Raw genomic sequence first — 25,978 nt, 5'->3', positions numbered from 1 at the left:
GCCATCTTATAAGAACAGAGACACGCACATAGTAGAGGGTATCCATGAACGACTTATTTGTACAAGCGGGCGACTTGCCGACCTGGCACCAGCGCTGCGCGCTGCGCGTGCTGCACCTGTTCGGCTGGCGCATGCGCTTTCGCCCCCTGCCGGGTCCGCGCGGCATCGCCGTCGTCTACCCGCACACGTCGAACTGGGATTTCATGGTGGGCCTGTTCGGCAAATGGGCGCTGGCCCTGCCATTCCGCTGGCTGGCGAAGGATTCGCTGTTCCGCGGCCCGCTGGGCAAGGTGCTGCGCTACCTCGGCGGCGAGCCCGTCGACCGCAGCACCACCAGCGGCACCATCGGCCGCCAGGCCGAGCGCATGCTGGCCGCCGACTGGTACTGGCTGGCCATCACGCCGGAAGCGACGCGCAGCTACCGCCCGAACTGGAAGAGCGGCTTTTATCACCTGGCGCTGGCCGCCAAGGTGCCGCTGCTGCTGGTCTACATCGACTATCCGAACAAGGTGCTGGGCGTCGTCGACCACATCGACTTGACGGGCGACAAGGATGCCGACATGGCGGCCATCGCCGCCGTGTATGCGGGCCACCAGGGCTTGCACCCTGAAAACGCGGCGCCCATCGTGTTGTCGGAACGCCGCCCCGACGCCTAATTCATTCCCATCAGTACCACGCCGGCGGCCGTCAGCGCCACGCCGGCCACGCGCAGCATGCGCTCGGCCATCACCTGGCCCATGAAGCGCCCGGCAAACAGCAAGGTGGCCGAGGCCAGCATGAAGCCGCAAGCGGCCGACGCGGCCGGCAATTCCTGCCCATGCGCATTGCCATGCGCCAGCGCAAACAGGCCCACGAGCCCCATGCCGAGCCAGTTCGGCATGGCCAGCGCCAGCGCGATGGCCAGCCCCACCAGCGCCACCGTGGCGGCAATGCCCGTTTCCAGCCCGGGCACGGTCAAGCCGACCATGCCGGCCAGCGCGCCCAGCAGCATCATGCCGAGAAAGGTGCCCGGTTGCGCCAGGCCGCGCCGCTGCTGGCCGCCCCAGAGACCCACGCCCAGCATGGCCAGCAAATGGTCGAGGCCCGTGAACGGATGGGCCAGGCCGGCCAGGAAGCCGGCGCTCTCGCCATGGCCGGGATGCGCCATGGCGGGCAGCGCCAGCAGGCACAGGGCGGCCACGGCGGCCGTTTTCGTCATCAGTCTTGCGCTCATTGCAGCTCCTTGCCTGGTTGGTCGAGCAAACCTTGCTCGCGGATAAAATCGATCACGACCTGCACGCCGTCGCCGCTGCGCAGGTTGGTGAAGACGAACGGGCGCTCGCCGCGCATGCGCCTGGCGTCCTGCGCCATCACGTCCAGGTTGGCGCCCACATATGGCGCCAGGTCCGTCTTGTTGATAATGAGCAAATCGGAGCGCGTGATGCCGGGTCCGCCCTTGCGCGGGATTTTTTCGCCGCCGGCCACGTCGATCACGTAAATGGTCAGGTCCGACAATTCCGGACTGAAGGTGGCGGCCAGGTTATCGCCGCCCGATTCGACCAGGATCAAGTCGAGGTCGGGAAAATCTGCCTGCATGCGCGCGATCGCCTCCAGGTTGATCGACGCATCTTCGCGGATGGCCGTGTGCGGACAGCCGCCCGTCTCCACGCCCATCAGGCGCTCGGCCGGCAAGGCATCGGCGCGCAGCAGGATTTCCATGTCTTCCTTGGTGTAGATGTCGTTCGTGATGACGGCCATGTCATAGCGCGCGCGCATGCCCTTGCACAGCATTTCGCACAGCGCCGTCTTGCCCGAGCCGACGGGGCCGCCTATGCCCACGCGCAGCGGATTCGAGGTAATCGATGTCATTTTTGCTCTCTCATTAATGGTTCAGGAACGGTACAGCCGGCTGTACTGCACTTCGTGCCGCATCGACAGCAGCGACAGGCCGGGCGCCCAGTTGCCCATCTCGTCGTCCTGCAAGGTTTGCGCCGTCAGGGCCGCCGCTTCCAGCTCCGGCCGCAGCGACAGCAGCAGGCGCTGGCCCGCCACCTGCCCCAGCGGCACGGATTTCACGCAGACGAGCACCTGGTTTTCCGCCCAGGCGAACAGCATGGCCAGCAGCGCCTCTTCGCGCGGAATGGCCAGCGCCGCCACGGCGCACGCATACGCGGTCGGCAGCGCCACTTCCGGCTGGCCCTGCAGCATGTCGATCAGTACGCCGTCGGCCACGCCCAGTTCGGCCAGGAGCTTGGTCAGCGAATAGCCCATCTGGATGGTTTCGGCGCGAAACTCCGCCGTGTCGCGCGAAGCGATGAAACGCTCGCTCCAGCGCTGCACGGCGCACAGATCCTGCTGCTCGAACGCCTGCATCAGCCGCCAGCACAATGGTGCCTCCCAGCGCGCCACCACCTGCGCCAGATGCCGGGCGATCCAGCCGCGCGCGGTGGTCGCGTCATGCACCAGGCCCGATTCCAGCGCCGCTTCCAGCCCCTGCGAATAGCTGTAGGCGCCGATCGGCAGGGCCGGGCTGGCAAATTGCAGCAGATGCAGCAGGGCCGAGGCCTGCATCAGGCGGCGCCAGGCGCATCGCCGGGACGGTGGATTTTCTGCCGCAGCGGCACGGGCGCCAGCAAGTGCTGGCCATGGCCATCGTGGTGGCCATGGCCGCCGCCATACGCGCCCGCCTCCGGCTCGAACGGCGCGCTTTCTTCCGTGACGGTCGCCTGCAAGCCTTCCAGCATCTCCTTCAGCACCACGTCCTTGCGGATGCGCAAGAAACCGTCGCCCACCTGCGCCTGCGTGTGGCGGTTCCCCAGGTGAAAGGCGCAGCGCAGCAGGGTGTGCGCGTCGGCGCACCGCACCAGGTAGGTCGATTCGCGCGCGGCGACGATGCGCACCACCTGCCCGCCGGGTCCCGTCATGCGCTCGCCGTCGCGCAGCACCGTGCCGCGCACGGTGAACACGGCCACGTCGTCGCCGTTCGACAGCACGGCGCGCAGCCGGCATTTTTCGCGCTGGTCGTAGGGCAGCACCAGTTGCGCGCCGGGTTCGCGCGTATCATCCGGCCCCAGTTTGGTATGCAAAGTCAGCATGATGTCTCCCCCTTAAAATAGAAAATAGCGCTGCGCCATGGGCAGCACGGCGGCCGCTTCGCACACCAGCAGCTGGCCGTCGGCGCGCACGGCATAGGTTTCCGGGTCCACTTCCATGTGCGGCGTGGCGCTGTTGTGGACCATGTCGTGCTTGCGCAAGCCGCGCATGTTTTTCACGGCGATGACGGATTTATTGAGTTTGAGCTGGTGGCCGATATCGAGCTCGCAGGCCGCCTGCGAGACAAAGGTAAACGACTTTTTCAGGCCGCCGCCGAAGGCGCCGAACATCATGCGGTAGTGCACGGGCTGCGGCGTGGGAATCGAGGCGTTCGGGTCGCCCATCTGCGCGGCGGCGATCATGCCGCCCTTGAGTATCATCGACGGCTTGACGCCGAAGAAGGCCGGCTTCCACAGCACGATGTCGGCGATCTTGCCCGCTTCGATCGAGCCCACCACGTGCGAAATCCCATGCGTGATGGCCGGGTTGATCGTGTATTTGGCGATGTAGCGCTTGGCGCGGAAGTTGTCGCTGCGCGCCGTGTCGGGCGCCAGGGCGCCACGCTGCACCTTCATCTTGTGCGCCGTCTGCCAGGTGCGCATGATCACCTCGCCCACTCTGCCCATGGCTTGCGAATCGGACGACATCATCGAGATGGCGCCGATATCGTGCAGGATGTCTTCGGCGGCGATGGTTTCGCGGCGGATGCGCGATTCGGCAAATGCCACGTCTTCCGCAATGGCCGGATCCAGGTGGTGACACACCATCAGCATGTCCAGGTGCTCGTCGAGCGTGTTGACGGTGAACGGGCGCGTGGGATTGGTCGACGAAGGCAGCACGTTGGCCTGGCCGACGGCGGCGATGATGTCGGGCGCATGGCCGCCGCCCGCCCCTTCCGTGTGGAAGGTGTGGATGGTGCGGTCCTTGAAGGCGGCCAGCGTGTGCTCGAGGAAGCCGCCTTCGTTCAACGTGTCGCTGTGCAGCGCCACCTGGATATCCATGCGCTCGGCCACCGACAGGCAGTTGTCGATGGCGGCCGGCGTGCTGCCCCAGTCCTCGTGCAGTTTGAGGCCGATGGCGCCCGCGCGCACCTGCTCTTCCAGGGGCAGCGGCAGGCTGACATTGCCCTTGCCCATGAAGCCCAGGTTCATCGGGAAGGCGTCGGCGGCCGCCAGCATGGCGTGCAGATGCCATGGCCCCGGCGTGCAGGTGGTGGCGGCCGTGCCGACGGCCGGTCCCGTGCCGCCACCGAGCATGGTGGTGACGCCGCTCATCAGCGCCTCCTCGATCTGCTGCGGGCAGATGAAGTGAATGTGCGTGTCGACGCCGCCGGCCGTGACGATCATGCCTTCGCCGGCGATGATCTCCGTGGCGCCGCCGATGGCCAGGGTGACGCCGGGCTGGATGTCCGGATTGCCCGCCTTGCCGATGCCGTAGATCAGGCCATTTTTCAGGCCGATGTCGGCTTTCACGATGCCCCAGTGGTCGAGGATGACGGCATTCGTGATGACGGTGTCCATCACCTCGGCCGCGCAGCGCTGCGACTGGCCCATACCGTCGCGGATCACCTTGCCGCCGCCGAACTTCACTTCTTCGCCGTAGATGGCGTAGTCATGCTCGATCTCGATGAACAGCTCCGTATCGGCCAGGCGGATGCGGTCGCCCGTGGTGGGGCCGAACATCTCGGCATACGCGCTGCGGGGAATGCTGGCCATCTCAATCCTTTCCCGGTGGGGTGTCCTGCAGTTCGCCCATCACTTCGCCATTGAAGCCGAAGACCCTGCGCTCGCCCGCCAGCGCCACCAGCTCCACCGTGCGCTGCTGCCCCGGTTCGAAACGCACGGCGGTGCCGGCCGTGATATTGAGGCGCATGCCATACGCGCGCCAGCGCTCGAACGACAGCGCCGGGTTGACTTCGAAAAAGTGAAAATGCGAGCCGACCTGGATCGGCCGGTCGCCCCGGTTGGCCACCACCACGGTGGCCGTGGCGCGGCCCGCATTCAGGCTGATTTCGCCCTCTTCCAATCTGTACTCGCCTGGGGTCATGTGGGACTCCTTCAAAGATCGCAACGCTTGCCGGCCGGTCGCCGGCGCAAAACAGCCATGGCGCGGATGGCGCCCTGGCCGGTCAGAAAACTACGGTATCGGGTGATGCACGGTCACCAGCTTGCTGCCGTCGGGGAAAGTCGCTTCCACCTGGATGTCGGGGATCATCTCGGCGATGCCGTCCATGACGTCGGCGCGCGCGAGTATCCTTGTGCCGTCCGACATCAGCTGCGCCACCGACTTGCCATCGCGCGCGCCTTCCATGATGGCGGCGCTGATCAGCGCCACCGCTTCCGGGTAATTGAGCTTCAGGCCGCGCGCCAGGCGCCGCTCGGCCAGCAATGCGGCCGTGAAGATCAGCAGCTTGTCCTTTTCGCGGGGGGTCAGGTCCATGTCTTTCCTTTCATCGTCAGGTATTCCAGCTGCGCGGAACAACAGCGTCGCACCCCAGCAAGGCGGGCCGCAGCAGCTGCCAGGCGGCCAGCATGATGTGGCGCGCCGCCTCGCTGTCGCCGCACAGCAGGCGCACCACCACCAGCGATTTCATCTGCGTGGCGCCAAACGCGGCGCCGGCCGGCACCTTGATCTCGCGCAAGGCGGCCAGCACGGCGGGGACAAGCGGCGGGCCGACGCCGATCAGGGTGGCGCACACGCTGTGGCCGGCCAGGCCCAGCGGGCTGGCCATCAGCGCGCCGCCGGCGGCCAGCACGCCCTGCTCCCACCACAGCAGCTTGCCGCCGCGGCGTATCTGCACGTGCTGGGCGATGCTGCCGGTGTTGAACGTTTCGCCCGAGGCGCTGCGGCCCAGGCAGACGATGTCGCAGCCGATGTAGCTGGCGTCCGTCGCCAGCTCCACTTCATGGCGCAGGCGCACGCAAGCCTGGTCGAAGAAGATGCTTTCCTGCGGCAGCCACTCGATGGCCGCGCCGGCGCCGGCGCGCAGCGCGACATGCTGGCCCGAGACGTGGCCGTTGGCGCGGTACCATTTGGCGGCGCCCGGCGACGTCAGGAGGGCATGCGCGCCGTCGCCCACCGTGGCGTTCACGGCCAGCTGGTCGCCGCCCACGACGCCGCCGGGCGGATGGATGATGATGGCGTGGCAGACGCCTTCGCCTTCCGGATACAGCGGCTTTTGCACGCGCAGGGGGCCGCTGTGGGTGCGCTCGACGAGGCGGCTGACGCCAGCGTCCAGCGCAAAGCCCAGGCGCAAACGCGCCTGCCAGGCGCTGTGCGCGCTGGCCTCATGGGGCGTGGCTGGAGAGGTGCTGTCTGGCATGCAAGGCGATCGCGTAAATAAGCAATGACCTAAGCAGGATATGTGCCAGCTTCAAGAGAAGGAATGGTGAGAATGCTGCACCGTCCTGCGGCAGCCGCACCGCAATGGTGCGGCCGGCGCACCGCGGCGCATGCAGGGCGCGGCGGCGTGCTTACGCCACGTCGAGCACGCGCCGTTCGCGCAGCAGCGCCGTGAAAGGCGCGGCGGCCAGCGGGCGGCTGAAATAATAGCCCTGCATTTCGTCGCAGCCGTGCTCCGTCAGGAAATCGACCTGCGCGCGCGTTTCCACGCCTTCGGCGATGACGCGCATGTCGAGGTTGTGCGCCAGCGAGATGACGGAGCGGGCGATGGCCGCGTCGCTGCTGCTGGTGGTGACGTCGTCGACGAAGGATTTGTCGATTTTCAGCACGTCGATGGGAAAGCGCTTCAGGTAGCCCAGGCTGGAATAGCCGGTGCCGAAGTCGTCGAGCGAAATGCCGACGCCGATATCCTTCAGGCGCGTGAGGGCCGCCACGGCCTTGTCCGGATCGCCCATCACCGTGCTTTCCGTGATTTCGATGCCCAGGCAGGCCGGCGCGATGCCGTACTTGCGCAGGGTCGCCTCGACGAACGGCACCGTGCGGTCCTGCGCGAACTGCTTGCCGGACAGGTTGACGGCCACCTTGATGCTGCCCAGGCCCGCGTCGTGCCAGCTGCGGATCTGCGCGCAGACGCTTTCCAGCACCCATTCGCCGATGGCCGTAATCGAGCCGTATTCCTCGGCCAGCGCGATGAACAGGCCGGGCGGTACCTTGCCCAGCACCGGATTATCCCAGCGCAGCAGCGCTTCCGCGCCCAGCATGGCGCCCGTGCGCAGACACATCTGCGGCTGGTAGTGCACCTCGAATTCATCGCGGCCGATGGCGCCGCGCAGCTGCTGCTGCATGGCCAGGCGGGCGCGGATATCGCTGCCCATGCGCTCCGTGAAGAAGGCGTAGTGGTCGCGCCCCATTTCCTTGGCGCGCACCAGGGCCGTGTCGGCGTGGCGCAGCAGGTCGTCGAGGCTGTCGCCGTCGGCCGGACACAGGGCGATGCCGATGCTGGTGGTCAGGGCCAGGCGCTCGCCGTCGACGCTGAGCTCCTCGCGCAGGCCGGCCAGGATGGTTTGCGCCAGCGCAAGCGTACGCCCCAACAGGGCGTCGTCCTGCAGCAGGATCTGGAATTCGTCGCCGCCCTGGCGCGCCACCGTGTCGCCTTCGCGCACGCAGCCCGTCAGGAAGCGCGCCACCACCTGCAGCGCCTTGTCGCCCACGGCCTGGCCGTGCGAGTCGTTGATGTTCTTGAAGCGGTCCAGGTCCAGGCACATCAGCACCACCTGCTGGCCGTCGCGCACGGCGTTCACGCGCGCCTGCTCGAAGCGCTCGCGCATCAGCACGCGGTTCGGCAAGCCCGTCAGCGCGTCGTGGTAGGACAGGAAATCGATCAGGTGCTGCTCGGCCTTGCGCTCGCTGATGTCGAGGAAGACGCCCACGTAATTGACGACGGCGCCGTCCGGGCCATGCACGGTGGAGACGCTGAGCAGGCAGGGATAGGTGTCGCCGCTCTTGCGCCGCGTCTGCACCTCGCCCGACCAGCAGCCGCTGCTGCGCAGTCCCTGGCGCATGGCCAGCAGCACGGCTTCGCCCGTGTACTGCGCATGCAGGCGCATGATGTCGGTGCCCAGCACTTCCTGCGCCGTATAGCCGGTGATGCGCGTAAACGCGGGATTCGAGGTGACGATGACGCCGGCCGGATCGGTGATCAGGATGGCGTCCTGGGTGGCTTCGAAGACCTGGCCGGACAGGCGCAGCAATTCCTCGTTGGCGCGGCGGATCTGCACTTCGCGCGCCAGCGTGCTGGCCACCTGTTCCAGCTCCGCCGTGCGTTCGGCCACGCGGCGTTCCAGGTTGGCGCGCTCCTGCGCCAGCTGCAGCTGCGCCCGTCCCAGGCGCACGTGGGCGTCGGTGCGGGCGAGGATTTCCTCGGCCTGGAACGGCTTGGCGATGAAGTCGACGGCGCCCAGCGCGAAACCGCGCACCTTGTCATCCGTATCGTACTGCGCCGACAGGAAGATCACGGGCACCTGGCGCAGCGAGGGAATCTCCTTCAGGCGGCGGCACACTTCAAAGCCGTCGAGGCCGGGCATGCGCACGTCGAGCAGGATCAGCTCCGGCGGGCGCGCCTGCGCCGTCCACAGGGCCAGTTCGCCGTTCGGCGCCTGGCGCACCGCATACCCGGCGCCGCCCAGCAAGTCGCTCAACAGTTTCAGCGAAGCCGGCGTGTCTTCAACGATCAGTACTTCGCCCTTGGCGTTCACTTCCGAAAAATCGCGGTGCATGTAGCAGTTCTCTCAGCTTTGGATGAGGCGCGGCGCGCTGGCGCCGCACTGGACAAGACATTTCTTTGCGGTGAACTACATACCATCATCATAATCTTTATTGCAATTTAGCACCATCCACCAGCGGCACTTTGGCCGTCTTTTCAAACAATTCGATGTTGTCAGTCCACACTTTCACGGCTGCGCCGGCACGTCCTCCGCCTCGAGCAGCGCGCACAACTGGCGATACTCGTGCCGCTCCAGCATCGCCTGCAATGGCTCCAGCAACGGCCCCGCCGCCGCCGGCAAGGCGGCCAGCAGCTGCGCCACGCGGGCCAGGTTCAATGCGCGCAGCGCCGCCAGCAAGGCGGCGCGCTCGTCCTGCGCCAGCGGCGCCAGGTCCTGCGCCCGCAGCGCCGGCCGCATGTCGGGCGCTGGCGGCTGCGGCAATGGCGCCGGCGCTGAGGCCAGTGCGACCGATGGCGCCGGAGCCGCCTGCACGGGTATGCTGAAACGGAAAGTGGCGCCCTGCCCCGGCACCGACTCCACCGTCAGCTCGCCCTGCATCAGCTGCACGAATTCGCGCGAGATGGCCAGGCCCAGGCCCGTGCCATCCTTCGCGCCCGCGCTGTCGGCCTGCACGAAGGGCTCGAAGATGCGCTGCTGGTCGTCGAGGGCGATGCCGACGCCCGTGTCGCTGACGGCGAACGACAGCCGCCAGGCATCGCCGTCGAGCCGCTCGCCGCGCACGCGCAAGGTCACGCTGCCGCCGCCCGCGAACTTGACGGCGTTCGACATCAGGTTCAGCAAGACCTGGCGCAGGCGCGTCGCATCGAGCACGGCCGCCTGCGGCACGGCCACGCAATCGAGGCGCAGCGCCAGGCCCTGCTGCTCGGCGCGCATGCCCAGCATGTCCATCACTTCCTGCAGCAGCGGCGCCAGCGCCACCACTTCCGCCTGCGGCTGCAGCCGTCCCGCCTCGCCCTTCGACAGCTCGAGGATTTCATTAATCAAGGTCAATAAGTGATTGCCCGAGCGGTGGATGATGGCCAGGTTGCGCTTTTCATCGGGCTGCATGTTGGGCGAGGCGGCCATCAGGCGCGAAAAACCGATCACGGAATTCAAGGGCGTGCGCAGCTCGTGGCTCATGTTGGCGAGGAAGGTGCTCTTCGCGCGGTTGGCCGCCTGCGCCTGGCTGACCGCCACCGACAGCGCACCCGTGCGCTCGGCCACCAGCTCCTCCAGGTGGTGGCGGTGGCGCAGCAGTTCCAGCTCCGCCTCGCGGTGCGCCGTGATGTCGTAGTTCGAGCCGACCAGGCGCATGGGCTGGCCCGCGCCGTCGCGGAAGATCACGGCGTCGGCCTTGATGTAGCGGATGCCGCCATCGGGCCACAGGATGCGGTACTCGTGCGAAAACGCGTGCCCGGACGCCAGCGCGGCGCGCAGGGCCGCCTTGGTCGCCGCCACGTCCTGCGGCACCAGCGCCGCGCGCCAGATGGCCGCCGGCGGCGTGCCGCTGCCCGCATCGGCCTTGAACTGCGCGTACATCTGCTCGTCCCACTGCAGTTCATCGCCGATCACGTTCCAGTCCCAGATGCCGATGCTGGCCGCGCCCGTGGCCATCTGCACGCGCTCCTCGCTGCGCTGCAAGGCGCGGTAGCGGCTGTCGAGCAGCGCCACCATGTCGCGGATCGAGCGGTACAGGGTGCGCAGCTCGCCCGCGAACCACGCTTGCGGCGGCGTGCCGAAGGCCTCGCTTTGCCCCGCGCTGACGCCGGCCGCGTACTGGCCGATGGCGCGCAGGGGCTTGAGCATCAGGCACCACAGCACGAGCCAGATGCTGGCCACGAGGATCACGTCGAGCGCCACGATCATGGCGCCGATGGCCAGCGCGCGCTGGCGCAGCTGCGCGTGCAGCAGGGCCGGCGTGGCATACACGGCGACGCCGCCGATGACCTGTCCGGCCATCGTCACCGGACGCCTCGCCACCAGCAGGCCGGCATCGTCGGGCAGCACGGAAAGGCTGTCGAAGCCGCCGTGCGCATTGCGGCGCAGGGCCAGCGCCTCCCTGCCGATGCCCGGCGTGAGCGCGCTGGCCACCAGGTCGCGCTTGCCCAGCGTGCTGCGCATGATGGCCAGCATCTGCTTTTCATCGAGGTTCCACAGCGGCAGTTCGATGGCCACGGCCAGCTGGTCGGCGCTGACGGACAGGCTGCGGTACAGCTGCTGCCAGCGCTCCTCGCGTTCGGACTGGTAAAACAGCACGGCAAACACCAGCAGCAGCGCGGTGACGACAAAGGTCAGCGCCACGCTGACGGCCAGCACGATGGAGACGCCGCCCAGGCGCGTATTGTCGGGAGCGGACCGCGTCATGCGTCGGCCCTCTGGCGCAGGGTGGCGTCCATGGCCGGCAGGTCGGCGCACGGCGCCAGCGCCGCGCACAGCTGCTGGTACTCGTGCTGTTCCAGCATGGCGGCGACATGCGCGGCCAGCTGCGGCCAGCGCGTGGCCACGCCGGCCAGCACGATGGCGCTGCGGCGCAAGTCGAGCGCCTGCACCGATTCGAGCAATGCCTGCCGTTCGGCCGCGCCCAGCTGATCCAGCGCCTGCTGAAAATCAAAGGCCGCCGCCGGCGCTCCCTGCATACCCGGCACCTGGGCGGCGGCACGCTGGAAGCGCAGGCCCAGCTGCTGCTCCAGCATGGCAAACAGGTGTTCCTGCTCGATCGGCTTGCGCAGGAAACCGTCGGCGCCGGCCGCCAGCGCCTCCTGCTTTTCTTCCTCGAAGGCGGAAGCCGTCATGATCACCAGGCGCGGCTGCGCCAGTCCCGCCTGCCTGCGCAGCCAGCGCGTCAGGGCCAGGCCATCCATGTCCGGCATGCGCCAGTCGCTGAGCACCAGGTCGTAGCGCTGCATCGCCAGCAGCGCCTGCGCCTGCGTGCCGCCCGCCGCCTCCTGCAGCAGGAAGCCCAGCGGCGCCATCAGCCCGGCCAGCAGCTTGCGGCAATTCTCGTCATCGTCAACCAGCAGCACCGTGCGCCCGCGCTGGGCCGGCGGCAGGCGCGCCACCCGTCCCGGCGCCAGCGGCGCGGCGGCGGGACGCAGCACGAGCGGCGCGCGCAGGTCGAAATGGAAGATGGAGCCTTCGCCCAGCGTCGATTCGACGCGCAGGTCGCCGCCCATCAGGCGCGCGAATTCGCGCGAAATGGTCAGGCCCAGTCCCGTGCCGGCCTGCGCCACGGCGCTGTCGGCCTGCACGAACGGCTCGAAGATGCGCTCGAGGTCTTGCTCGGCGATGCCGCTGCCCGTATCGCGCACGGCGAACGCCAGCGCCACCTGCCCATCGTCGCCGGCCGGCTGGCACGCGAGCGACAGCGTCACGCTGCCCTGCTCGATGAACTTGAGCGCGTTCGACAGCAAATTGAGCAGCACCTGGCGCAGCTTGGCGCCATCGAGGCGCACCAGCGGCGGCACGTTGGAACGCTCGAGCCGCAGCGCGATGCCCTGGCTGCCCGAACGCATGCGCACCATCTCGAGCACCTCGTCGAGCAAGCCGTTCAAGTCCACGGGTCCCGCCTGCAGCTGCATGCGGCCCGCCTCGATCTTCGACAGTTCGAGGATGTCATTGATCAAGGTCAGCAAGTGGTGGCCGGCGCGGTTGATGATGGCCAGGTTGTGCTTTTCTTCCTCGAACATGCTGCTCGAATCGGCCATCATCTGCGAAAAGCCGATCACGGAATTCAGGGGCGTGCGCAGCTCATGGCTCATGTTGGCCAGGAACACGCTCTTCGCGCGGTTGGCCGATTCGGCCTCGGTGACGGCGACGGACAGCGCCGCCGTGCGCTGCTGCACCAGTTCTTCCAGGTGGTCGCGGTAGCCGAGCAGCTCCTGTTCGCTGTGCTTGCGCTCGGAAATGTCGACGATGCCGCTGCGCACCAGGCGCCGCCCTTCCATCGGCAATTTCACCAGCCGCACTTCGCAGGGAAAGACGGAACCGTCGGCGCGCCGCACATGGCGCTCCACGTGGATGGGTTCGCCCAGCATGGCGCGCCGCAAATGCTCTTCCACCATCAGGCCCAATGGCAGGCCATCGGGCTGCTCCGCGCTGTACAGGTCGAACGGCCCCTTCGCCAGCAGTTCTGCGCGCGACATGCCCAGCATGCGCTGCGCGCTGCTGTTGGCGTCGATGAAACGGTCCAGGTCCAGGTCATACACGACGATGGCTTCGGGCGCGTGTTCCACCAGGATGCGGAAGCGCTGCTCGCTTTCGCGCGCCTCGCTCTCGGCGCGGCGCAAGCGCCGGCGCTGCAGCAGCAAGGCGCTCAGCAGGCCCGCCATCACGATGAACACGGCGCCCACGGCCAGCACGGCGGCGCGGTGCTCATGCCACAGTTCGGGCGGACGGTTGACGAACAGCGCGTGCGGCGGCAGGCGGCTGATGTCGGCATCCCAGCGCTGCAGCTGCTCCCAGTCATACATGGGCACGGGATGCGCGGGCGGCAGCAAGGCGCCCGGCGCGGCAGGCGCCTTGCCCGCCAGCAGCGCCAGCGACATCTGCGCCACCTGCTGCGCGGCCCGTTCGATATGCAGGATGGAGCCGCCGAGGATGCCCTTGCCCACATTCGCGTTGTACATGCCGAAGGCCGGCACGTTCGCCAGCCGCGCCAGTTCCCCGGCAAACTGCACGGGCGTGGCGATCGCGCCGGCCGCGTCGCGGTTGACGTTGCTCACCACCAATACGGTATCGGCGGGCAGCTGCGCGACGGCCGCGCGCATCTGCGCCAGGGTCAGGCCGTCCAGATACTGCATGGCCACCTTGCCCCGCCACGCCTGCGCCGCCTGCTGCATGCTGCGCTTTAGGACCTGGTCGGCCTCGCTGGCGCCGACGGCCATGACGATGGTCCGGGTATCGGGAAACAGCGCCATCGCCTGCGCCAGGGTGCCGGGGAAATCGACATTCGCCTTTTGCTGCCAGATGACGGCAGGACTGCCCGCAGGCAAGGCCTTGCCCGAGGTATTGATCGCCAGCACGGGCACGCCGCGCGCCAGCGGCGCCAGGTCCGACACCAGATAGTCGAGCGCCGGCTGCTGCATGGCGACGATCAGGTCGACCTTGCGTCCCATCATCTGGGTGTATCTTAAAAGCAACAAATCGCGCATCTCATTGCGCAACGCGGGGTCGCCCTGGGTATTCAGGTTCAGGTGCTCGACCATGATATCTTCGCTGGCCAGGCCGGCCGCCGTCATGGCGGCCACATAGGTGCGCGTGTACGATTCCACGCCGGCGCGGCCGTAATCGTAAGCATTGAGGAAGAGGATGCGCTGGCCATGGGCGGGAGCGGGAAGGGGCGCGGCGGCCGCGGCGACGCCGGTGGCAAGGCACAGCGCCAGCAGCAATGCGCGGCAGCAGCGGCGCGCCGCTGCCCTGCCCATTCCGCCACCAGGCCTCACGCCGCCCGGCACATCACGCATCATTCGCCATGCCCACGCCCGCTTTCGCCTGTCACCATGTTTCACCAATGCGCCGGCTTGCCAGCCACCGACACTTACAAAAACATGATAACGTCAACTGGATGGGCAAGTCTATTCCTTCGGGCAATCTTTTCTTGCGGGGCGGCAGTGCTGGCCACCTGCATCCCATTGCGCTAGCATGGGCCTTTGCCTGGAGAGCGTCCATGACCATCGCCCTGCGCCCCGCCCTGCCCGCCGACATGGCCGCCCTGTGGGCCTTGCGCACCGTGGCCGTGCGCGTCGGTTGCGCCGCGCACTATGCGCCCGGGCAGATTGCCGTGTGGACGGCTTCGCCCGTGCCGGACGGCTATGCCGCCATGCTGGCCGAAGGCGGCGGCATCGTCGCGATGCAGGACGAGGCCATCGCCGGCTATGCCATGCTGGACATCAATAAACATGAAGTCGATGCCGTCTTCGTCGATCCCACCCGAGCGGGGCTGGGTATCGGCAAGCGGCTGCTGGCGGCGCTGGAGCAGCTGGCGCGCGGGCGCGGCATTCGCCGCCTGCACCTGTCCGCCTCGCTGAACGCCGTGCCGTTTTACGCTGCTGCCGGTTTTGTCGCCTTGCGCGAGGAAGCGTATGCACACCCGAGCGGCATCAGCCTGGCCAGCGTGGCGATGGAAAAGGCGCTGGAGGCGGTCTGAGCCGTCAGTCTTCGCTCGCCGCCGAAGCTGCCTCGGACTCGGCCAGACAGCGCTGCAGCTTCGCGATTAGGGCGCGCACTTCGTCGTCGCCCAGGTCCAGCGGGTCGCCGTGCGCGCCGACGGCGATCAGGCAGACGGCCGAGCCGTCATACCAGGCATCCAGGCGTTCATTGCGCTCACTCATATTGTTCTGCCTCCTGTTGCAAGTCCTCCAGCAAGGCAGGCGGCGACGCGATGACGGCCATTCCATGCGGCACGGCAAAGATCGAGGCCAGCTGCTCATTTTCCTGCATGCCGGGCAACCATTTGTTCAGAAAATCAGCGAGCGCGATGGCGCGCGGCTGGTAAGCGGCCCAGTCGCCGCTGGCGCACGCCTGCGCAAACGCGGCTTCGGGCCAGAACGGTATCGCCACCTTTCCGTGTGCGTGCGCCGTGGCCCAGCCATCGTGATACAACCCCCAGACTTCTTGCGTATCGGCCGCCTTGCGCACGAAATAGCCGTAGCGCTGCTGCGCCGGCAACTGTGCCACCTGTTTGACTTTTTCAGGATGCATGGTCGTCCCAGACCCTCAACGCCGGCCCGCACCAGCCCGTCACCATGTCGAGGGCGTCCAGTATCGCGTCTTCCAGCGGCCCCTCCTGCGTGGCGGGGCGCAGTTCCTGCAGCAGGCCGGCCACTTGCGCGGCCGTCACGCCACTGGCCTTGTAGCGCAGCAGGATGGCGCGCAGCGTGAGCAAGCCTGCCCTGGCGTCCAGCGCGGCGTACAAGTCCCTGTCGATGTCGGCGATGATGGTTTGCGGCATGTCAATCCGCCTGCCACGCGATGCTGGCGGGACGCGCACCGCCCGTTGCGACAAACTCGGCCAGCGCCCGATGGCATAGCGCAACGTCCACGCACCAGGCTTCCGGATACTCGTCCACCTGGCCATTCGCCAGCAGATAGCTGCACGCGCCGTCGGCCTCTTCATCGCCCAGCGAATGAAAGCTCAGGTCGTCCTGGCCCGACAGGTACATCAGCCAGGCGTTGCCGCCGTTGCGCAGCATGCACAGGGCCGGGCCCTGCTCCGCGTCCGCCGCCAGGGTCAGCCACAGCTCGCACTGGGCCAGGGTGCGCGCTTCCGTCAACGCCTGTTCCAGCGCCAGGACGGTGTCGACGGCGCGCGCATCGCCGTGCAGATTCAGTTCCATCGTCATGCGTTTCCTCCACTCAGGTCGGCCGTCGCCAGCGCCGTGCTCAGGTACAGTTTTCCGCTCAGGTCTTGCAGCAGGCTGCTCTGGCGCAGGCGGTCCATCACGGGGCCTTTCACTTCGGCCAGGTTCAGGCTGATGCCGCGCTTGCTCAGCGCGCTGTTGAGCTCGATCAAGCCCAGCAAGGCCGTGCTGTCGATCTGGTTGACGGCCGACAAGACCAGCACCAGGTGGCGTGCCGTCGGATGGCCGCGCAACTCGTCCTCCACGCGCTCCGTGACGGCTTCGACATTGCCGAAGAACAAGCCCGCATCTATGCGCAGCAGCAAGACGTCGGGCAGGGTTTGCGCCTCGTAGCGCTCGACGTTACGGAAATGCTCGCTATTCGGAATGCGGCCCAGCACGGCGATATGGGGGCGGCTGGCACGCCAGATCAGGGTGCCCATCGACAGCAGCACGCCGATCACGACGCCCGCTTCCACGCCCAGCACCAGCACGCCGGCCGTCGTCGCCAGCAGGGCCAGCGCGTCGCTGCGGTCATAGCGCCACGATAACTTCAAGGTATCCCAGTCCAGCAGGCTGGACACGGCAAAGATGATGGTGGCCGCCAGCACGGGCAACGGCAGCAGGGCCAGCCAGCCCGTGGGCGCCACCAGCGCCAGCGCCAGCAGGCCGGCCGTGATGATGCTGGCCAGCGGCGTGTTGGCGCCCGCCTGGAAATTGACGGCCGAGCGCGAAATGGACCCCGTAACGGGAAAGCCGCCCGACAGCGCGCTGGCCACGTTGGCCGCGCCCAGGCCCAGCAGTTCCCGGTTCGTGTGCAGCTTTTCGCCGCGCTTTTGCGCCAGCGTCTGCGCGGCGGACATGCTCATCAAAAAGACGATGAAGGCTATCAAGAGCGCCGGCGACAGCAAGGTGCGCCAATGAGCGCCCGAGGTGGCCAGGTTCAGGCCCGGCAAGCCGCTCGGTACGTGGCCCGTCGTCTGCACGCCCATACGGTCCAGGCCGCAATACGTAACCAGCATGATGCCGGTGATGACCAGCAGCATCGGCGCCAGGCGCGCGCCCACGTCGGCGGCGACTTTATTCAGGCCGCAGCGCTGCAGCAGGCGCGACAGATAACGTTTGGCCAGCCACAGGAACACCAGGCTGGCCAGCCCCAGCACGAGGCTGGGCGCATGCCAGTGCGGCAGGCTCGCGCCGAGCAAGGGCGTGATCTGGCCCCAGATGATCAGGATGGCGGCGCCATTGCTGAAACCGCTGATCACGGGACGCGATAAGAAGCTGGCCATGAAGCCCAGGCGCAGCACGCCGCACAGCAGCAGGACGAGGCCGCTGATGAAAGCCAGCTGGGCGGCCAGCACGATGTACAGGGAAGAACCGGGGTCGGCCAGCGGCGCCAGGGCGGCGGCCGTCATCAGCGAGACGATGGCCATGGGGCCGACCGATTGCGTCATGCTGCTGCCGAAAAACGCGTACAGCACGGGCGGCAGGATGCTGGCGTAGATGCCCACCACGGGCGGCAAGCCGGCCACCAGCGCGTAAGCCATGCCTTGCGGCACCATCATCATGGCCACCACGATACCGGCGGTGATGTCTCCGGCCAACAGAGGACGCCGGTATTGCCTGAGCCAGAGCAGCATGAATGATCCCGAAATCTGAAAAACCGAAGCCTATCATGCGGCGCGGCCGGCTGACAGGGGCGCGTGATCAGTCCGGCAGCAATTGCGCCTTCACGGCCGCGAGGATTTCCGCCGACAGGCCGTCGTCATCGACGGAACGGGCCAGCACCATGGCACCCACCATGGCGGCAAACGTGGCGATCGCCTGCTGGCGCCGCTGCGTGGGATCGCCTTCCGGCAACAAGCCTTCCAGCAGCGCGAACTGCCGCTGCGTCGCCCTGGTAAACGCGGGACGCGCGCCGGGCGACATGCGCGCCACGTCGACGCCCATGGCCGCCGCCGGGCAGCCCGTGCCGGGCTGGTCGCGGTGCTTCGTCGTCAAATAGTTGTCGATGATGGCCGGCAGCGCCTGTTTGGGGTCATGCTCGACCTTGGCTTGCCACCCTTGCAAGGATTTATCCAGCGCATGCTGGCATGCCTCGACCATCAGATCTTCCTTGGAGGCAAAATGGCCATAGAAGCCGCCATGCGTGAGGCCCGCATTTTTCATCAGGTCGGCCACGCCGATGCCATCGTAGCCCTTTTCGCGAAACAACCTGGCCGCCGTTTCAACGATGCGCTCGCGGTTCAGCGCCGCCTGTTCCCTGCTCACTTTCATGCTGCCTCCCACAATAAGGTCAATCATCATATAATTTTACGCCTGTTTGCGCCACTCTGTTAACAAGCGCACCGTATGGCGCCCCTGCCGCGCCGATACTGGACCTTCGTTTTGAGGGAGGCCAGCATGAACGAGAACAAGGACCAGTCCGCGGGCAACTTGCAGCGCACGATACAGCACGAGCAGGACCAACGCGACGCCGCCAGGCCGCCCAGGGCGGCCAACGTGGACAATAAGCAGCCCGTGCAGACGGGCAGCCGCAGCCAGCCCGGCGCGCCCCTGCCCGCCCAGCACCTGGCCAAGCCCGGCATCGAAGCGGCCATGCAGCTCAAGCCCCGTTTCCTGGCGCCCGATTATTGCGGCAGCGGCAAGCTGGCCGGCATGGTGGCCATCATCACGGGCGGCGACTCGGGCATCGGCCGCGCCGTGGCCGTGCTGTACGCGCGCGAAGGGGCCGACGTGGCCATCATCTACCTGAACGAGCACGCAGACGCCAACGAAACGAAACGCTACGTGGAAGCGGAAGGCCAGAGCTGCCTGCTGCTCCCCGGCGACGTGCGCGACCACGGTTTTTGCCAGCAAGCCGTCAGTCAGGTGATGGAAAAGTTCAACCATATCGACGTGCTGGTGAACAACGCCGCCTTCCAGGAACACGCGGAATCCCTGCTCGACCTGAGCGAGGAGCGCTTCGACCTGACCATGAAGACCAATGTCTACGGCTACTTCCACATGGCCAAGGCCGTGCTGCCCCACTTGCAGCGGGGCGCGGCCATCATCAACACGGGTTCCGTGACGGGCTTGCAAGGCTCGAAACACTTGCTCGACTATTCCACCACCAAGGGCGCCATCCATGCGTTTACCATGGCGCTGGCCGGCAACCTGCTGGAAAAAGGCATCCGCGTCAACGCCATCGCGCCCGGCCCCGTGTGGACGCCGCTCAATCCGGCCGACAAATCGCCGGAAGAGATCCAGACATTCGGCGCGGACACGGACATGCGCCGCCCGGCCCAGCCCGAGGAACTGTCGCCCGCCTACGTCTTCCTGGCCTCGCCCGCCTGTTCCAGCTACATCACGGGCATCGTCCTGCCCGTCACCGGCAGCGTGGGGGAATAGGCGATGGCGCGCGCACTGTGGAAAGGCGCCATCAGCTTTGGCCTCGTGCATATCCCCGTCGAGCTGATTTCAGCCAGTCTCGACCATGAACTGGATCTGTCCATGCTGGACCGGCGCGACTTCGCGCCCATCGGCTACAAGCGCTACAACAAGCAGACGGGCAAGGAAGTCGAATGGGACGACATCATCAAGGGTTATGAATACAAGACGGATGAATACGTGGTGCTGTCCGAGGAAGACTTGAAGCAGGCCAACGTGAAAGCCACGCAAACCATCGACATCCTCACCTTTGTCGATGCGGCCGAAGTGCCGCTGACGTTTTATGAACACCCGTACTATCTGCTGCCCGCGAAAGGGGGCGAGAAAGTCTACGCGCTGCTGCGCGAAACCTTGCGCAAAGCCAACAAAGTGGGCATCGCCAGCGTGGTCATGCGCACCAAGCAGCACCTGTGCGCGCTCGTGTGCGTCAAGGACGCCATCGTGCTCAACACCCTGCGCTATGCCGACGAGCTGCGTCCCACGGACGACCTGGACTTGCCCGGCAGCACCCTGAAAGCGGCCGGCATCAGCGACAAGGAACTCAAGATGGCGCTGTCCCTCGTCGATGGCATGAGCGAAGCCTGGGACCCGGAGCAATACCACGACAGCTACCGCGAAGACGTGCTGGCGCTGGTCAAAAAGAAAATCAAGGCGAAGCAGACCAAGACCATCACGCCGCCCGCGCCCGAACCGGAGGAAGACCGCGGCAGCAATGTGATCGACCTGGTGGCCCTGCTGCAGCAAAGCCTGGGCAGGAAAGCCCCCGCCGCAGCGCGCAAAAGCGCTGCCGGCATTAGCGGGAAACGGGCGGCGCACACCGTGGCCAAGCCCGCCGCGCGCAAGCCGGCCGCGTCCCGCCGCAAGGCCGCTTGACCGGTATCAAGCCTGCCCCTCCTCCGTGATCAGCGCATGGTGGGCGCCCACGGCCGCCATCACGCCATCGGCCATGGCAAACGTGATATTGGCCATGGCGCGCGCCGCGTCGCCGGCCGCATGCACGCCCGGCACGGATGTCATCTTCATGGCGTCCACTTGCACGAGGGGCCCCATCATGCCCTCTTCCAGCACGCAGCCCAGCTGCTGCGCCAGGGCACTGGCTTGCTGCACGGGTGCGGCGAGGAACAGCGCGCGCAAGGGCACCAGCCGGCCGTCGGCCAGCCGCAGGCCGTCGATGGCCGGCGCCGCCCCCTCGATGGCCGTGACGGCCACGCTCTCTGTCGTCACCTTGCGCCGCGCCAGCAATTGCAGCGCTTCCCCGTCGAGCGGCGGCATGCCGGCCGTAAACAAGGTCACGTCGCCCCAGTCCGCGATCAGGCTGGCCTGGTGCACGGACGCGGGCAGCCGGCCCAGCACGCCGATGGGGCCGGCGCCGATTTCATAGCCATGGCAATACGGGCAATGCAAGACCGTCCGGCCCCAGCGTTCGGCCACGCCCGGCAGTTCGGGCAGCACGTCGCGCACGCCCGTGGCCAGGATCAGGCGCCGGCCTGCGACGCGCTTGCCATCGTCCAGCGTGACGGCGAAGGCGATCTTGCCGGAAGCAAGAGCTTCTGCCTGCCGCACCGTGCCCGACAACTGCGTCACGTTCGGGTAGGCGGCCAGCTGCGCGCGCGCTTCGGCCAGGATGACGCCGCCGGGCTTGCCGTCCTGCGCCAGCACGCCGTGCGCGTGGGCGGCAAAACGGTTGCGCGGCGCGTCCGCGTCGATGACAAGGATGGGACGGCGCGTGCGCGCCAGTTGCAGCGCGGCCGACAGGCCGGCAAAGCTGCCGCCGATGATGATGACGTCAAACATGGTCGATTCCTCAGGATGGGGTGGGGGGATGGGCCAGCAAGCCTGCCGGCGGCGGCCCGCCGGCGATGAACGGCGCGCCATTGCCTATGTCGAGCAGCAGAGCTTGCAGGCTGATCTCGCCCAGGCGCGCCACCAGCAGGGCTTCCGCTTCGAGGTAGGCGTCGGCCAGCACGCGCGTGACGGCTTGCTCGACCAGGCATTGCGCATGGGGTGCGCCGATGTCGACCTTCACGCTGAGCGTTTCCTGCAGGGCCGCGTACACGTCGCGCAGGCTGATGGCCGACAGGGGCCGCGCCAGCGACCAGCCGCCGCCATGGCCGCGCAGCGAGTGCACGAGGCCGGCCTGGCGCAGACTGGCCATGCTGCGCCGCACCACCACGGGATGCGTGTGCAGGCATTGCGCCAGGGTTTCGGACGTCATGGGTTCCACCTGCCCGGCCATGTGCAGCAGGCCATGCAGGACGGTGGAGAGGCGGCTCGGTGTTTTCATGTAACAAGTATAGTTACGAATAAGAATAAACGCAAGTAAACTGCATTTATTGCCATCCGCAGCCGCGTCAAGCGTCGACGCCGAGTTTTTTCATGGCCGCGTCGAGGCCTTTCGCGCTGCGCGCATAGCCGGCCCACGGCGCATTGCCGACGTCCAGACGGCCGTGCACGTTACCGACGTTCCACGCGTCGCCCGCTGTTAATGCATCGAGTTCCTCCCAGGCCAGCGGCACGGAAATGCCCAGGCCCGAGCGCGTGCGGGCCGACCACGCGCACACGGTGGTGGCGCCGCGCCCATTGCGCAGGTAATCGATGAAAATCTTGCCGACGCGGTTAGCCGGACCGCTTTTCACGACGAAGCGCTGTGGTATCAGCTGCGCCATGTGTTCGACGATCGCTTGTGAAAACCGTTTCACCGTGTCCCAATCGTGTTTCGGCCGGATCGGCACGACCACGTGCAAGCCCTTGCCGCCGCTGCTCTTCAAAAACGCGGGCAAGCCCAGCTCCGTCAGGAAGGCGCGCAGCAGCACGGCCGCTTCCCGGATGGCGGGCCAGGCCACGCCCTTGCCCGGGTCGAGGTCGAACACCAGGCGGTTCGGCGTGTCGTAGGCGCTGGCCAGCGCGTTTTGCGTGTGGAATTCCACCACATTCCATTGCGCCGCCGACAATAGGCCTTGCATGGTCGCCACTTCCAGCATGGGCGCATGTGCCGGGTCCAGCCGCGCATCGAGCTGTTTGACGCCGGGCATGCTGGACGCATCCGCATGTTTCTGGAAAAACAGCTCGCCGCCGACGCCGGCCGGCGCGCGCACCAGCGACACGGGCCGCCCGCGCAAATGCACGAGCATCAGCTTGCTGACCAGCGCGTAATAGCGCACCAGGTCGATCTTGGTGGCGCCGCTGTCCCTGTCGATCACGCGCCCGGCATGGCTGACCTTGAAGCTGGCCGGCAGCATGCCGTCCGATTCGGCATCCTGTTTCTCCTGTTTCTCCTGTTTCTCCTGCATCGCCGCCTCCTTTTTGATCCGTTGCGCCCGCTCGCGCACGATGTCGGCCGGCTTCTTGTCCAGGCGCAAACCGTGAAACACGGCATGGCGAACGGCGCCAGCGCTGGTCCATTGCGCAAAACCGACCTCGGCCACCAGTTGCGGCCGTACCCACAGCGGCTGGCGCACGCCGCCCGCCCTGCCCGCGAACGGGCTGGCATCGACGGCCAGCGCGTCGAGCCGGCGCCGCACCTCGCGCAAAGTGGCATCGTCAAAGCCGCTGCCCACATTGCCCGCATAGCGCAACTGGCCGTGGGCGTCGTACACGCCCAGCAACAGCGAGCCGATGCCTTCGCGCCCACCCTGCGGCGCCGTATAGCCGCCGATGACGAATTCCTGGCGCAGTCCGCACTTGAGCTTGATCCAGTCGCCGGAACGGCGCGCCACGTACGGCGAGCCGCGCCGCTTGCCGATCACGCCCTCGAGCCCCAGCTTGCAGGCATGGGCCAGCAACTCCCGCGGCCCGGCGTCGAGCGCCGCGCTGAAGCGCACCAGGGGCGAGGCCGGCAATTGCCCGAGCAACTGCTCCAGCAGCGCGCGGCGCGCCTCGACGGGCTGGCCGCGCAAGTCGTGGCCGTCGAAATACGGCACGTCGAACAGGTAATACACGATAGCGCTGGTGGCTGCCGCGTCGAAAGCGCGCTGCAGGGCACCGAAATCGGATTGGCCGTCCATCCCGTTGACGACGATCTCGCCGTCATACCAGCCCGGCGGCAAGCCCAGCTTTTCCAGCGCCTGCCGCAATGCCGGCAATTTGGCCGTCCAGTCATTGCCGTTGCGCGTGATCAAATCAACATGCTTTCCATCGCAGCGGGCCAGCATGCGGTAGCCGTCGAATTTCAGCTCGAAGATCCAGTCCTGCGCATCGGGCGGCGGCGCATCGGCCAGGGTGGCGAGCTGCGGCGCCAAGGTGGCGGGCAGCGGCGCCGCAGGCGGAGCGGCGGCCTTCCGTGGCCTGGGCATGGCCTTGTTCCTGACGCTGTCGGGGAACTCGTCGACGACGGAAAATTCGACAGCCGGCCGCGCGTATGCATCTCTTTCCTTGATCAGCAGCCAGGCCGGCTGCTTTTCGCTGCGCTGGTCGCCCTTGCCCTTCATGCGCACGAGCACCCAGTTGCCATGCATCTTGTGGCCGTGCAGGGTGAATTTCAGCTCGCCGGCCGCCAGCGCCTTGCGCGCGTCCGGCGTGGCCGCTTGCGGCTGCCACGTGCCCTTGTCCCATATGATGACCTTGCCAGCGCCATACTGTTTTGCGGGAATCGTGCCTTCAAAACTCGCGTACGAAACGGGATGGTCTTCCACCTGCACCGCCATGCGCTTGTCGTGCGTGTCGTAGCTGGGGCCTTTCGGCACGGCCCAGCTTTTCATGGTGCCGTCCAGTTCCAGCCGGAAATCGTAATGCAAGCGGCTGGCCCAGTGCTTCTGGATCACGAAAGCGAGCGCCGCGCCCGCTTCCTCATCGCCGCCGGCCGGTTCCGGCGTGACGGCGAAGTTGCGCTTGGAGCGGTAGGTCTTCAAGGCGGCTTTCATGGCGAACCCATGCAATGATGATGGTCCCGAGTCTAGGCCGCAGGGGGCGGCGGCGCGGTGCGCCAGCTAACAGAGTGCCCGGGGCGGCAAATGTAAGTGTTTGTAATTACCTGAAATAGCTGTCAACGCTATTGCCCTGCGGCGCGTTTTTGCCTCAGTGACAGGGGATTGATCTCCTGAACTACAACCCCACTTCTCGAGGAACTGCACCATGAAAAAAGTAATCGCTACTCTGATCGCCGGCTTGTTCGCTACCGCAGCCTTTGCTCAAACGCCAGCCGTGCCTGCCAAGGCCGAAGCCAAGCACACCAAGGAAGTGGCTAAAGCAGAAGCCAAGGAAACCAAAGCCGTCGTCAAGGCCGACGCCAAGGAAGCCGCTGTTGCCGCCGACGCCAAGGCCGATGTAGCCAGCGCCAAGGCTGACGCCGGCGCCGCCAAGGCCAAGGCCCATCACAAAGCCAAAAAAGCGAAAGCGAAAGCCGCCGAAGAAAAAGCTGAAGCGACCGCAGCAGCCAAGTAATCCGCGCACGTTCCGCGCCACGCAAAAAGACAGCTTCGGCTGTCTTTTTGCATTTTCATGCCCGCATTTTGCATCAACGGTGCTTAATTCACGCGATTGTAAGAAAGTGTAAACGAGGTCAACTGTATGCTTCCTGGCCGCGTTTTATGCTCAGTGACACGGGAATCATCCCGGCACACCAGACAAACCACCACCGAGGACTGCACCATGAAAAAAGTAATTGCTACCCTGATCGCCGGCCTGTTCGCTACCGCAGCCTTCGCCCAAACGCCAGCAGCACCTGCCACCCCGGCTGCCTCGGTTCCCGCCAAAGTGGAAGCGGCCCACACCAAGGCCGTCGTGAAAGCCGACGCCAAGGAAGCGCAAGCCGTCGTCAAAGCCGATGCGAAAGAAGCCAAGGCTGTCGTCGCCGCAAAAACGGAAGTCGCCAGCGCGAAAACGGAAGCGACCGCCGCCAAGGCCAAGGCGCACCACAAGGCCAAGAAAACCAAGGCCAAGGCTGACGAAAAACTGGCATCGGCCACCGCCGAAGCCGCGCCAGCGAAGTAATTCCCTCTCACTTTATTACCCCGACAAAACACCAAGGACCTCATCATGCAAAAAATTATCGCCACCCTGATCGCCAGCCTGTTCGCCACCGCCGCCTTCGCCCAAACCCCTGCCGCTCCGGCAGCCCCGGTTCCAGCGAAAGTGGAAGCGGCCCACACGAAAGCCGTCGCCAAGGCCGATGCCAAGGAAACCAAGGCCGTCGTGAAAGCCGAAGCGAAGGAAGCAGCCGTCGCCGCCGATGCGAAAGCCGATGTCGCCAGCGCCAAGGCCGACGCCAAGGTCAGCAAGGCCAAGGCCCACCACAAGGCCAATAAAGCCAAGCTGGCGGCAGGCGAAGCGAAAGCGGCTGAGGCGATTGCTCCTGCGGCACCAGCGAAGTAATCGAGGCAGTTGTCACGGGAGCGCCTCCGCCGGGTCGGTGCTTGCGTGACTTCGACCGCGGCAATAACAAGGACAGCTTCGGCTGTCCTTTTGCATGGCGCGACGGCCATGTGCTGCCTTTTCCGCATGGCCTTCATGCGAACTTCATCCAGCAGGCCAGATAGC

27 protein-coding genes are annotated in these 25,978 nt (G+C 66.6%); 7 read left to right on the top strand and 20 right to left on the bottom strand.

The genetic code is table 11. The features are described from left to right. Positions 1-44: 44 nt before the first annotated feature. Positions 45-656 (top strand): 1-acyl-sn-glycerol-3-phosphate acyltransferase, encoded by a 612-nt coding sequence (locus O0880_RS08755; RefSeq protein ID WP_071323068.1) that lies wholly within the window; start codon positions 45-47, stop codon positions 654-656. Here O0880_RS08755 and O0880_RS08750 read toward each other — a convergent pair. The 11 genes from O0880_RS08750 to O0880_RS08700 form a co-directional block, all read right to left on the bottom strand. Continuing rightward, positions 653-1,213, bottom strand: coding sequence for a HupE/UreJ family protein (locus tag O0880_RS08750; protein WP_289886042.1), 561 nt, complete (start codon positions 1,211-1,213; stop codon positions 653-655). The two genes, O0880_RS08755 and O0880_RS08750, sit on opposite strands and share 4 nt — an antisense overlap. Beyond that, positions 1,210-1,848, bottom strand: a complete 639-nt coding sequence (gene ureG / locus O0880_RS08745) for an urease accessory protein UreG (RefSeq protein ID WP_071323066.1) — start codon at positions 1,846-1,848, stop codon at positions 1,210-1,212. The genes O0880_RS08750 and ureG overlap by 4 nt, the downstream gene beginning before the upstream one ends. A gap of 21 nt (positions 1,849-1,869) precedes the next feature. Further along, entirely contained in the window at positions 1,870-2,550 is a 681-nt protein-coding gene (locus O0880_RS08740; RefSeq protein WP_289886039.1) for an urease accessory protein UreF, read from the bottom strand. Continuing rightward, a complete protein-coding gene (ureE, locus tag O0880_RS08735) occupies positions 2,550-3,074 on the bottom strand; it encodes an urease accessory protein UreE (RefSeq protein WP_289886037.1) in 525 nt (174 codons plus the stop codon). The genes O0880_RS08740 and ureE overlap by 1 nt, the downstream gene beginning before the upstream one ends. Before the next feature lie 12 nt (positions 3,075-3,086). Beyond that, entirely contained in the window at positions 3,087-4,787 is a 1,701-nt protein-coding gene (ureC, locus tag O0880_RS08730) for an urease subunit alpha (RefSeq protein ID WP_289886036.1), read from the bottom strand. Between the two features lies 1 nt (position 4,788). After that, a complete protein-coding gene (locus O0880_RS08725) occupies positions 4,789-5,118 on the bottom strand; it encodes an urease subunit beta (RefSeq protein WP_289886033.1) in 330 nt (109 codons plus the stop codon). A gap of 90 nt (positions 5,119-5,208) precedes the next feature. Continuing rightward, complete coding sequence (locus O0880_RS08720; RefSeq protein ID WP_071323061.1) at positions 5,209-5,511, bottom strand: urease subunit gamma; 303 nt, start codon at positions 5,509-5,511, stop codon at positions 5,209-5,211. Positions 5,512-5,527: 16 nt separating this feature from the next. Further along, on the bottom strand, positions 5,528-6,394 hold the full coding sequence (locus tag O0880_RS08715) for an urease accessory protein UreD (RefSeq protein WP_289886030.1): 867 nt from the start codon (positions 6,392-6,394) through the stop codon (positions 5,528-5,530). Positions 6,395-6,545: 151 nt separating this feature from the next. Next, a complete protein-coding gene (locus O0880_RS08710; protein ID WP_289886028.1) occupies positions 6,546-8,750 on the bottom strand; it encodes an EAL domain-containing protein in 2,205 nt (734 codons plus the stop codon). 174 nt (positions 8,751-8,924) lie between these two features. Then, the gene (locus tag O0880_RS08705) at positions 8,925-11,102 is read right to left on the bottom strand and encodes an ATP-binding protein (protein ID WP_289886025.1); all 2,178 of its coding nucleotides are present in this window, start codon (positions 11,100-11,102) and stop codon (positions 8,925-8,927) included. Then, positions 11,099-14,161, bottom strand: coding sequence for a PAS domain-containing hybrid sensor histidine kinase/response regulator (locus O0880_RS08700; RefSeq protein WP_289886023.1), 3,063 nt, complete (start codon positions 14,159-14,161; stop codon positions 11,099-11,101). Before O0880_RS08700 ends, O0880_RS08705 begins: the two co-directional genes overlap by 4 nt. Positions 14,162-14,403: 242 nt before the next feature. Between O0880_RS08700 and O0880_RS08695 the strand changes: the two genes are divergently transcribed. Then, entirely contained in the window at positions 14,404-14,883 is a 480-nt protein-coding gene (locus tag O0880_RS08695) for a GNAT family N-acetyltransferase (RefSeq protein WP_289886021.1), read from the top strand. Positions 14,884-14,887: 4 nt separating this feature from the next. On the opposite strand, the gene O0880_RS08690 is transcribed toward O0880_RS08695, so the two are convergent. The 6 genes from O0880_RS08690 to O0880_RS08665 form a co-directional block, all read right to left on the bottom strand. Continuing rightward, the gene (locus O0880_RS08690) at positions 14,888-15,067 is read right to left on the bottom strand and encodes a hypothetical protein (protein WP_289886019.1); all 180 of its coding nucleotides are present in this window, start codon (positions 15,065-15,067) and stop codon (positions 14,888-14,890) included. After that, a complete protein-coding gene (locus O0880_RS08685) occupies positions 15,060-15,437 on the bottom strand; it encodes a DUF2750 domain-containing protein (protein WP_289886018.1) in 378 nt (125 codons plus the stop codon). Before O0880_RS08685 ends, O0880_RS08690 begins: the two co-directional genes overlap by 8 nt. Then, positions 15,427-15,687, bottom strand: a complete 261-nt coding sequence (locus tag O0880_RS08680; protein ID WP_289886017.1) for a hypothetical protein — start codon at positions 15,685-15,687, stop codon at positions 15,427-15,429. Before O0880_RS08680 ends, O0880_RS08685 begins: the two co-directional genes overlap by 11 nt. Before the next feature lies 1 nt (position 15,688). Then, positions 15,689-16,078 carry an Imm1 family immunity protein gene (locus O0880_RS08675; protein ID WP_289886016.1) on the bottom strand — a complete coding sequence of 130 codons (390 nt, stop codon included), beginning with the start codon at positions 16,076-16,078 and terminating at the stop codon, positions 15,689-15,691. Beyond that, positions 16,075-17,715 (bottom strand): sulfate permease, encoded by a 1,641-nt coding sequence (gene sulP, locus O0880_RS08670; protein WP_289886015.1) that lies wholly within the window; start codon positions 17,713-17,715, stop codon positions 16,075-16,077. Before sulP ends, O0880_RS08675 begins: the two co-directional genes overlap by 4 nt. A 67-nt stretch (positions 17,716-17,782) precedes the next feature. Continuing rightward, entirely contained in the window at positions 17,783-18,352 is a 570-nt protein-coding gene (locus tag O0880_RS08665) for a TetR/AcrR family transcriptional regulator (protein WP_071323050.1), read from the bottom strand. A 126-nt stretch (positions 18,353-18,478) separates the two neighbouring features. Between O0880_RS08665 and O0880_RS08660 the strand changes: the two genes are divergently transcribed. Beyond that, on the top strand, positions 18,479-19,465 hold the full coding sequence (locus tag O0880_RS08660; protein WP_289886014.1) for an SDR family oxidoreductase: 987 nt from the start codon (positions 18,479-18,481) through the stop codon (positions 19,463-19,465). A gap of 3 nt (positions 19,466-19,468) precedes the next feature. Next, positions 19,469-20,377: a Ku protein gene (locus O0880_RS08655; RefSeq protein WP_289886013.1), complete on the top strand. Its 909-nt coding sequence runs from the start codon at positions 19,469-19,471 to the stop codon at positions 20,375-20,377. Positions 20,378-20,383: 6 nt separating this feature from the next. Here O0880_RS08655 and O0880_RS08650 read toward each other — a convergent pair whose 3' ends face one another. The 3 genes from O0880_RS08650 to ligD all read right to left on the bottom strand — a co-directional run bounded on the left by O0880_RS08650 (position 20,384) and on the right by ligD (position 24,363). Then, positions 20,384-21,298 (bottom strand): NAD(P)/FAD-dependent oxidoreductase, encoded by a 915-nt coding sequence (locus O0880_RS08650; protein ID WP_289886012.1) that lies wholly within the window; start codon positions 21,296-21,298, stop codon positions 20,384-20,386. A 10-nt stretch (positions 21,299-21,308) separates the two neighbouring features. Continuing rightward, positions 21,309-21,788: an Rrf2 family transcriptional regulator gene (locus O0880_RS08645; protein WP_289886011.1), complete on the bottom strand. Its 480-nt coding sequence runs from the start codon at positions 21,786-21,788 to the stop codon at positions 21,309-21,311. Between the two features lie 67 nt (positions 21,789-21,855). Then, positions 21,856-24,363, bottom strand: a complete 2,508-nt coding sequence (ligD, locus tag O0880_RS08640; RefSeq protein ID WP_289886010.1) for a DNA ligase D — start codon at positions 24,361-24,363, stop codon at positions 21,856-21,858. Positions 24,364-24,574: 211 nt separating this feature from the next. Here ligD and O0880_RS08635 point away from each other — a divergent pair, with 211 nt between their 5' ends. The 3 genes from O0880_RS08635 (at position 24,575) to O0880_RS08625 (ending at position 25,813) form a co-directional block, all read left to right on the top strand. Then, positions 24,575-24,883: a hypothetical protein gene (locus O0880_RS08635; RefSeq protein ID WP_071323044.1), complete on the top strand. Its 309-nt coding sequence runs from the start codon at positions 24,575-24,577 to the stop codon at positions 24,881-24,883. Between the two features lie 207 nt (positions 24,884-25,090). Beyond that, positions 25,091-25,432 carry a hypothetical protein gene (locus tag O0880_RS08630; protein ID WP_289886009.1) on the top strand — a complete coding sequence of 114 codons (342 nt, stop codon included), beginning with the start codon at positions 25,091-25,093 and terminating at the stop codon, positions 25,430-25,432. 45 nt (positions 25,433-25,477) lie between these two features. After that, positions 25,478-25,813: a hypothetical protein gene (locus O0880_RS08625; protein WP_289886008.1), complete on the top strand. Its 336-nt coding sequence runs from the start codon at positions 25,478-25,480 to the stop codon at positions 25,811-25,813. Positions 25,814-25,978 lie beyond the last annotated feature (165 nt).

The organism is Janthinobacterium sp. SUN118, from assembly GCF_030397695.1.
In the GTDB taxonomy this organism is placed as follows: Bacteria; Pseudomonadota; Gammaproteobacteria; order Burkholderiales; family Burkholderiaceae_D; genus Janthinobacterium.
Note: the sequence above shows the minus strand (reverse complement) of the source record. Positions and strands in the feature narration are given on the sequence as shown.